The following is a 7,779-nucleotide window of genomic DNA, read 5'->3' on the forward strand; positions in this document are numbered from 1 at the left end:
GACCAGGACATATCTGTTCTTGAGGTATTTGAGCATGAACTCCTTCACGATGATAAAAGTAGAACGAGGGTCAGGGCCTTGGATTGTGAAATCGATCGGTTATGCACACGAATCGGTTGACTGGTAGTTCTGACCTGAAAGGCGAATTATCTCACCTTAGAATTCAGGAGACCGGACCTGAGGACTGGACTATGCAGTCATTGTTATGAAAGTCAATTACACACCCCTACTCGCCAAATAGATACTGGTCTTATCTAGATGCCTCCTATTCAGAACTCGCTTCCTCTTTCAATAGGGGAGTGTTCTTCAAATCTAGACGACCACCAGCTTCTCCAATCCGACCTTGGTCTTGAAGGAGCCGAACATCACCACCGCTTCCGAACCCTTGAGCTCGATGACCTCACCTCGCTGATTGCTCTTCTCCAAGCGCACGGTCGACCCTACTTTGACGGGCTTCTTGACCTTGTTCTTGCGTCTGCGCTCGCGCTCCTTGCGCGCTCGACTCTTAGCTGCGGATTTCTCCTTCCGGTCTTTGAGCTTGCGGGCCTCCTCTAACTTGGTCTTCTCGATGGTGAGGAATTTCTTCACTTCATTGAGCAATTCCTTATTGGCCCGACCCAATGTATACGCATCTATGAACTGATGCATCTTCTTGCCGGAGTTGAGATACTTGTTGTTGCGCTCGATGCGTTTCTGCTGGGTCTGCAGTCGTTCCTCATAGCGACTCTGTCGCTGACGCATATCGTCTTCTGCATCCTTGGCACTCCGCTGGGCCTTGCGCATGCGCTGGTTCTCATCTTCGAACTCGGCCTTCTCCTGTTGTAGCTCGGCTATGAGCTTATCCAGTTCCACCTTCTTATGATCCAGCCTTCCCTTGGCACTTTCGATCAATCGCTTGGGGATACCGTTCATCTGCGCTACTTCAAAGGTGAAGGAGCTTCCCGGCTGACCGATAGAGAGTTTGTATCGAGGTTCCAGTGTCTCTGTATTGAAGAGCATGCTGGCATTGAATGCAAAAGGAAGTTCTGCCGCTTTGAGCTTGATATTGGCGTAATGAGTGGTGATGACCCCATAGGCTCCTTTTTCATAGAGTCTTTCAAAGAAGACCTCGGCCAGAGCACCTCCCAATTCCGGGTCTGAACCGGTACCAAACTCATCCAAGAGCAATAAACTGTGCTCATCGGCCTGATCCAAGAAGAACTTCATCCGCTTCAGGCGATAGCTATAGGTGCTGAGCTGATTCTCTATGCTCTGATTATCCCCGATATCGGAGAGGATCTTGTGGAACCAGCCCATTCGGGAGTTGGCGTCTACCGGGACCAATAGACCGCTCTGCAACATCAATTGCAAGAGTCCGATGGTCTTCAAGGTGATGGATTTCCCTCCTGCATTGGGTCCGGAGATGACCAGCATGCGACCACCTTCATCCATGAGTAGACTCTGAGGTTCAGTCTTCACTCCTTTCTCCTGATTGCTGAGCCACAGCAGGGGGTGATAGGCTTGGACCAACTCCAGATAGGGCTCGTCTACCAGCCCGGGCAGTTCACATTGAAGCTTGAGGGCCAATCGGCAGCGGGCATTGATGTCATCGAAACGGGTGAGTACCTTCTGATAACTCTTCACCAACTCTGTCTGCTCGCGAATGGTCTCCGAGAGTTCTTGCAGGATACGCTCGATCTCCTTCTGCTCGTCATGACCCAATTGATCCAACTCGAAATTGAGCGCGACATTCTCTTGAGGTTCCACATAGGTGACCTGTCCACTGCGGGATCCACCTAGACTGCTGCCCGCTACAGATCGTTTATGACTAGAGACCACGGACAATACCCTGCGCTCATTGAGGAATGACTCGAGACTTTCGCCCAGAAATCCCCGGGCAGCATACTTCTTGACCAGTCGGTCGAAATTGCGATTGACCTGAGCACGCTTGCGTTTGACTTCTTGCCGGATCTTCATCAATCGCTCACTGGCATCGTCTTTTACCTTGAAGCGCTTGTCGAGTACCTTGTCCACGGGCTTGATGATATCCTTGGTATACCAGGTCTCTTGACTCAGTGCATACAATCGCGGACTGCTCTCTTTCCTGGGCTTGAAGAATTGTAGGAGTTCATTGCAGAGCAGACTGGCGCGGTAGACCCGTATAATGCCCTCTAGGAAGAGGCTCGCATTCTTCATCTTCAGTCGCTTGAGGTCTTTCTGAACTTCTTCGAATTCCAAGCGCGGGAAGCCTGCCCCTTGCTCATTCCGGATGTCCAAAAATTCCTTGACCTCCTCCAATCGTACGTGTGCCGATCTGAATCGGTTCATGGGTGTGAGCAAGCCGAAATTCTTTTGCGAAGTAGGTCCCACGGCCAATTCCACCAACATCTCACGAATGCGGTGGAATTCAAGGTCTTGGATGGTCTGTTCGTCAATACCGGGCATGAGAGGCAAAGGTAAAGGATGACGAATGCAGAATTAAGAATGTGGAATTACCTGAATTAGAATCCAGAAGCTCAGTTCGTCCAGGTCGATCAGTCCTCAAAGAACCCGGAACTCAGAACCCAGAACCTGTAATCCCGAGCTTGTGAGGGACAGAACCCACCTCCTACTCCTGCCATGGCATCACCGAACTGAAGTAATCCACGAAACGGAGGTCGGGGCCGAGCATCTTCTTATCCAGAACAGAATATTCTGCCAGTGCATGGATCAAGAATTCCATATGGACTTCATGCGGGTCTTCCTTCTTCTTGGGGCCCAAGTTGGTGACCGCGCTATCCAGCCCTTCCACTTGGTAGAGGGCCTCCTTGTATTCCTTTTCTGAGAAATCCGATTCCAGGTCCAATTCGTTCTGCTCGAACCAGGTCAGGACTTCCCGGTACTTCTCCTTGGCCTCGGGCTTGTTCTTATTGGCCAACTGGTCGATATCCTTGAAGTAAGTAGGAGCCATCGACCGGATAGCAGCACCTATCAAGCGGTGGGCTACGTTGACCGCCCCTTCCTGCTCTCCTTCATAGACCATCTCGATCTTCCCTACGATGGCGGGGATGGCTGCTGAGAGATCAGCGATGCGGGCTAAGCCCTTCTTTTCCTCGTTCATGGCCATCCTCCGTTCTACGGCACCTACCACACTCTCGTATGCCGTGATGGTCAATCGGGCAGAGACTCCACTCTTCTCATCCACATACTCGCTCTCACGGGCCTCAACGGCTATCTGCTCGATCAGTCGCTCGATGACCAATGGTACACTTACAGCCGATCTCTGCTCTTGGCTCAGGTCCACCTCCTGCTGGGTGATGGAACGCCCGATCTCGATGCTCTTCGGATAATGCGTGAAGATCTGGCTTTGGATGCGGTCCTTGAGTGGCGTGATGATGGCGCCTCTATTGGTGTAGTCTTCCGGATTTGCGGTGAAGACGAACTGGATATCGAGCGGAACGCGCAGCTTGAACCCTCTGATCTGGATGTCGCCTTCTTGGAGAATATTGAAGAGGGCCACTTGGATCCTCGGTTGCAGGTCCGGCAATTCGTTGATGACGAAAATTCCTCGATGGGCCAGTGGGATCATCCCAAAATGGATCACCTCTTCATCGGCATAGCTGAGTTTGAGATTGGCCGCCTTGATGGGATCCAGATCACCGATCAGATCCGCGATGTTGACATCCGGTGTAGCCAGTTTTTCGGCATATCGGTCGCTTCTGTGCATCCAGGTGACGGGAGTCTCATCTCCATGATCCTCTATGATCTTACGCGCCTTGGCGGAAATAGGAGCCATAGGATCATCATTCAGATCCGACCCTTCGACCACCGGGATGTATTCATCCAGGAGTTCGGTCATCAGTCGGGCCATACGGGTCTTGGCCTGTCCTCGTAGACCGAGGAAGTTGATGCTATGTCCTGCAAGTATGGCACGTTCCAGAGCAGGTATGACCGTATGTTCATATCCACGGATGCCTTGGAAAAGCGGTTCACCCGCACGGAGTTTCTCCAGTAGATTGCTTCTCAATTCTTCTTTCACACTTCGGGGCTCATAGCCGGATTTCTTGAGTGCTCCTAGTGTCTGTATCTTATCGATGTTCATATCCTTCTACGCTTGTTCTTCTGATAATCTGCAAAAATGAATTCTCCCAGTCCCTGCAAGCTGGAGTAGAATGCCTTGCCTTTATTCGCTTCGGTGAAATCCTCTACGAATTGCTGCAGGTAGGGGTCCTGAGCGATCATGAAGGTGGTGATGGGTATCCCCAATTTCCTACACTGTACGCCCAGATTGATGGTCTTGTTGATGATTCTGGGGTCATGCCCCCAACTGTTCTGATAGTAGCTTCCATCCTTCTCTTTCAGACAGGTGGGCTTCCCATCGGTTATCATGAATATCTGTTTGTTGGCCACCTTCTTCCTTCTCAAAAGATCCATGGCCAGTTCCAATCCCGCGACCGTATTGGTATGGAAGGGACCTACCTTGAGATATGGTAGATCTTTGACCTTGACCTGCCAAGCGTCATTGCCGAATACCACGATATCCAAAGTGTCTTTAGGGTATTGGGTCAGGATCAATTCCGCCAATGCCATAGCCACCTTCTTCGCAGGAGTGATACGGTCCTCACCATAGAGGATCATACTGTGCGAGATATCGATCATCAGCACCGTGCTCATCTGCGAGCGATGCTCCTGTTCCATGATCTCCAGATCCTCTTCTCGCAGGTCGAAATCGTCCATACCCGTGCGTATCTGGCTGTTACGGATACTGGCCGTGAAATCGATCTGCTGGGGACTGTCTCCGAATTGGAAGGGCCTGCGATCGGCTGTCTGCTCGTCTCCCTTGCCAACGTGAGGTGTCCGATGTTTCCCGGCTCCGCCTCGCTTCATCTTTCCGAATATCTGGTCCAAGCTGCGCTTGCGGATGAGCTTCTCGGTCTTGGCACTGGGCTTACCACCCGCCCCATCCGGATTCTGCTCGATGTACATCTTCTCCTCGAGATCCTTTCGGAAATCCTTGAGCGTATACTCCGGAGTGGTGATGCCATGCTCATCATCGATCTCTTTCATCCAGCGGAAGGTCTCATCGATATCCCCTGAGGTATACACCATGAGTTCCAAGAACAACTCCAGGAGTTTCTCAAAAGGTGTCCGATCATCGGTCGGAGGAATGTATTTGCTGAATCTATGGCCGAGCATGAATCAAAGGTAAGACAGGGCTTGATGGCCGAGTGTTGTCCATTGAAATGTGATCCTTCGTCTTTTGGGCTCTCGTAAATCAAGGTCGAGTAAAGGATTCATCGTATTTTAGACCTATTATCCTGCTGAAAATGAAACACTTCGCCATTCTCTGTTTATTCGTGCTGACCGTATCGAGCGATCTACCTGCCCAAGTAACATGGGCCGATGATGTGGCCGAGATCGTCTATGCCAATTGTGCGACATGCCATCGCGATGCGGGCATCGCCCCTTTCCCACTCATCGACTATACCGAAGATGTAGCACCCAATGTCAATGCCATACTCGAGGCCGTAGGTACTGGTTATATGCCTCCTTGGACTGCCGATTCTGACTATCAGGACTACCTGGGAGAACGACTTCTTAGCAGTGAGGAAGTACAGACGATCGTGGATTGGGTGGCCAATGGTTCTCCTGAGGGAAGTGCAGCCGATGCTCCTCCTCCACCAGTGTTCAACGATGCCGGATTCATCACAGCCACTCCGGATCTAGAAGTGCGTATCCCTGATTATGTCAGCAATGCCTCTGCTACATTCGATGACTATGTATGCTTTGCCATCCCAACTGGGCTGACCGAAGACAAGAAACTCAGGGCCTTCGAGGTCATTCCGGGAAATACGGAGATCGTCCACCATGCCTTGGTCTACATCGATGCGGAAGGAGATTACGAGACGGATACCAGCGGCCTGTGTGGAGGTCCGGCCTTAGGGCTGATCGGTGGGTATACCCCAGGTGGGCAACCGACCATCTATCCCAGTGACGGACAGGATATGAATCTGGGAGTGACCATCCCTGCAGGCAGTAATCTCGTTTTTGCCATGCACTATCCCAACGGGAGTGCGGGACAGTTGGATAGCACCAAGGTGCGTCTTTTCTTCTATGAGGATGACACACAGATACGCGAGGTGACCACTTTTCCCTTGATCCAAGATTGGGAATTCACTATAGAGGCCAATGCAGTGGAAGAAGTTACGGCCGAGTGGAGTTATGTCCCTGAAGATGTGTCCTTCCTCAATGTCTTCCCCCATATGCATCTGCTCGGGGACTACATCGAGTCATACGCTGTGACCTTGGCCGGAGACACGATCCCTCTGGTGCGTATACCGCACTGGGATTTCGATTGGCAGGAATTCTACAACTTCCAGAATCTCATCCATATCCCAGCTTGGACCACGATCCATGGGCGAGGTATCTATGAGAATACCCCTGGAAATCCACATAACCCCAATGACCCTCCAGTGGATGTGGGTGCCGGGTTGAATACGACCGATGAGATGTTCTTGGTGTATTTCTCCTTCTTGGCCTATGAAGAGGGGGATGAGAATATCGATCTGGAAGAGTTGACCCAATTGCCCACCGACCTCAACAGCATAGAATGGGTGGATTCAGGCTCCATGCATGTCTATCCCAACCCGAGTAATGATATCCTCTATTTCGAGATGGAACTAGAGAGACCTTCTCAGATCAGCATCTACCTCTATGATCAACATGGGCGGCTGGTCGAACGCATAGCAGATCAAGCCCAACGCAATGCCGGAATGCAACGCATCACCTTCGACACGGAAGGATTGAATGCCGGCATATACTTCTACTCGGTCAATCTGAATGGCGATCTGGGATCCGGGAAGGTCCTTATCCGTTGATTCTCACTTGAGGAATCTTTTTAATTGGCTCAGAAACGTTTGCTGAGTAATATCCCTGTATGTTCTCCCGTGTAAGGCAGTATCTGTAGAGCTGTATCCTTTCTATCTCTCTTGTGCAGATGAGGCACTAAGAATCCGATACTAGAAGAGATGACCACCCCGGTGATCACATCGCTAGGAAAGTGTTTCCCTGCCTGGACCCGCAGATAGCCGGTAGTCAGTGTACTGGCCGCTGCCACACCCCAGAGGGCGTATCGCAGATCGGAATCCGGATTGAGGTCATGAAAGGTCTTGGCTACGAATACCGTACTCACGGCTACCATGGATGGATGGCCTCCATAGAATGAATTCCTTGCATGTAAGCTTCTACGGTCGTCTTGAAGTTCTTGATTATCCGGTTCATCGAATTTGTATACATAAGGTCTGAATCGACTGGTATTCCCGGCAGCAGTGGCATATCCGGCCGCGGCCAGTGCCAGGGCCTCCACGTACATGGTCCCGATAGTACCCGCTTCACTACGGGCTTCTTGGTCCAGAAGAAGGATGAGCCCATAAGGGAAAGCTCCGTAGAACAGGATGTCACTATGCTCCTCTGCCTTGATCGAGTAATTCCCTGCAAAACTGCGGTCGAAGCGATTGATTCCGTCCACAGAAAGGCCGGCCAAGGTCTCATCATCGATGGGATCCTGCTCTGAGATCATGGAGAATCCGTAACCGGTGAGTGCTCCCGCACCTGCGATCACTGGCGCATCGATGGCCCAGTTCAATTCATAGACATTTCCAGATTGCTGGGCCTGCTGACTTAAAGGAATGAGAAGAGCGATCAAGAAGAATATGGGTGTCTGGAGGAATCGGACAAAGGAATTTTTCATGGTAGTGGCTTTAGGTCTGTAGATGCACTACGAGTGCCAAATCCCATCATTCTCTTGCGAAGCAATTGAGC

At 51.1% G+C, this 7,779-nt stretch carries 5 protein-coding genes; 1 reads left to right on the top strand and 4 read right to left on the bottom strand.

What is annotated here, in order from left to right; all coding sequences use genetic code 11:
• Positions 1-312: 312 nt before the first annotated feature.
• The 3 genes from HKN79_09025 to HKN79_09035 all read right to left on the bottom strand — a co-directional run bounded on the left by HKN79_09025 (position 313) and on the right by HKN79_09035 (position 5,154).
• Positions 313-2,424 (bottom strand): DNA mismatch repair protein MutS, encoded by a 2,112-nt coding sequence (locus HKN79_09025; GenBank protein ID NNC83708.1) that lies wholly within the window; start codon positions 2,422-2,424, stop codon positions 313-315.
• A gap of 163 nt (positions 2,425-2,587) precedes the next feature.
• The gene (locus HKN79_09030; protein ID NNC83709.1) at positions 2,588-4,060 is read right to left on the bottom strand and encodes a sigma 54-interacting transcriptional regulator; all 1,473 of its coding nucleotides are present in this window, start codon (positions 4,058-4,060) and stop codon (positions 2,588-2,590) included.
• The gene (locus tag HKN79_09035) at positions 4,057-5,154 is read right to left on the bottom strand and encodes a hypothetical protein (protein NNC83710.1); all 1,098 of its coding nucleotides are present in this window, start codon (positions 5,152-5,154) and stop codon (positions 4,057-4,059) included. The genes HKN79_09030 and HKN79_09035 overlap by 4 nt, the downstream gene beginning before the upstream one ends.
• Positions 5,155-5,285: 131 nt before the next feature.
• Between HKN79_09035 and HKN79_09040 the strand changes: the two genes are divergently transcribed.
• Positions 5,286-6,836: a T9SS type A sorting domain-containing protein gene (locus tag HKN79_09040; GenBank protein NNC83711.1), complete on the top strand. Its 1,551-nt coding sequence runs from the start codon at positions 5,286-5,288 to the stop codon at positions 6,834-6,836.
• Between the two features lie 29 nt (positions 6,837-6,865).
• Here the strand turns inward: HKN79_09040 and HKN79_09045 are convergent, their stop codons facing one another.
• Entirely contained in the window at positions 6,866-7,708 is an 843-nt protein-coding gene (locus HKN79_09045; protein ID NNC83712.1) for a phosphatase PAP2 family protein, read from the bottom strand.
• Positions 7,709-7,779 lie beyond the last annotated feature (71 nt).

The sequence above is a fragment of the Flavobacteriales bacterium genome, assembly GCA_013001705.1.
In the GTDB taxonomy this organism is placed as follows: Bacteria; Bacteroidota; Bacteroidia; order Flavobacteriales_D; family JABDKJ01; genus JABDLZ01.

Coding starts and splice junctions, on each gene's coding strand:
- HKN79_09030 (NNC83709.1), bottom strand. CDS start 4,060: ATGAACATCGATAAGATACAGACACTAGGAGCACTCAAGAAATCCGGC.
- HKN79_09025 (NNC83708.1), bottom strand. CDS start 2,424: ATGCCCGGTATTGACGAACAGACCATCCAAGACCTTGAATTCCACCGC.
- HKN79_09040 (NNC83711.1), top strand. CDS start 5,286: ATGAAACACTTCGCCATTCTCTGTTTATTCGTGCTGACCGTATCGAGC.
- HKN79_09035 (NNC83710.1), bottom strand. CDS start 5,154: ATGCTCGGCCATAGATTCAGCAAATACATTCCTCCGACCGATGATCGG.
- HKN79_09045 (NNC83712.1), bottom strand. CDS start 7,708: ATGAAAAATTCCTTTGTCCGATTCCTCCAGACACCCATATTCTTCTTG.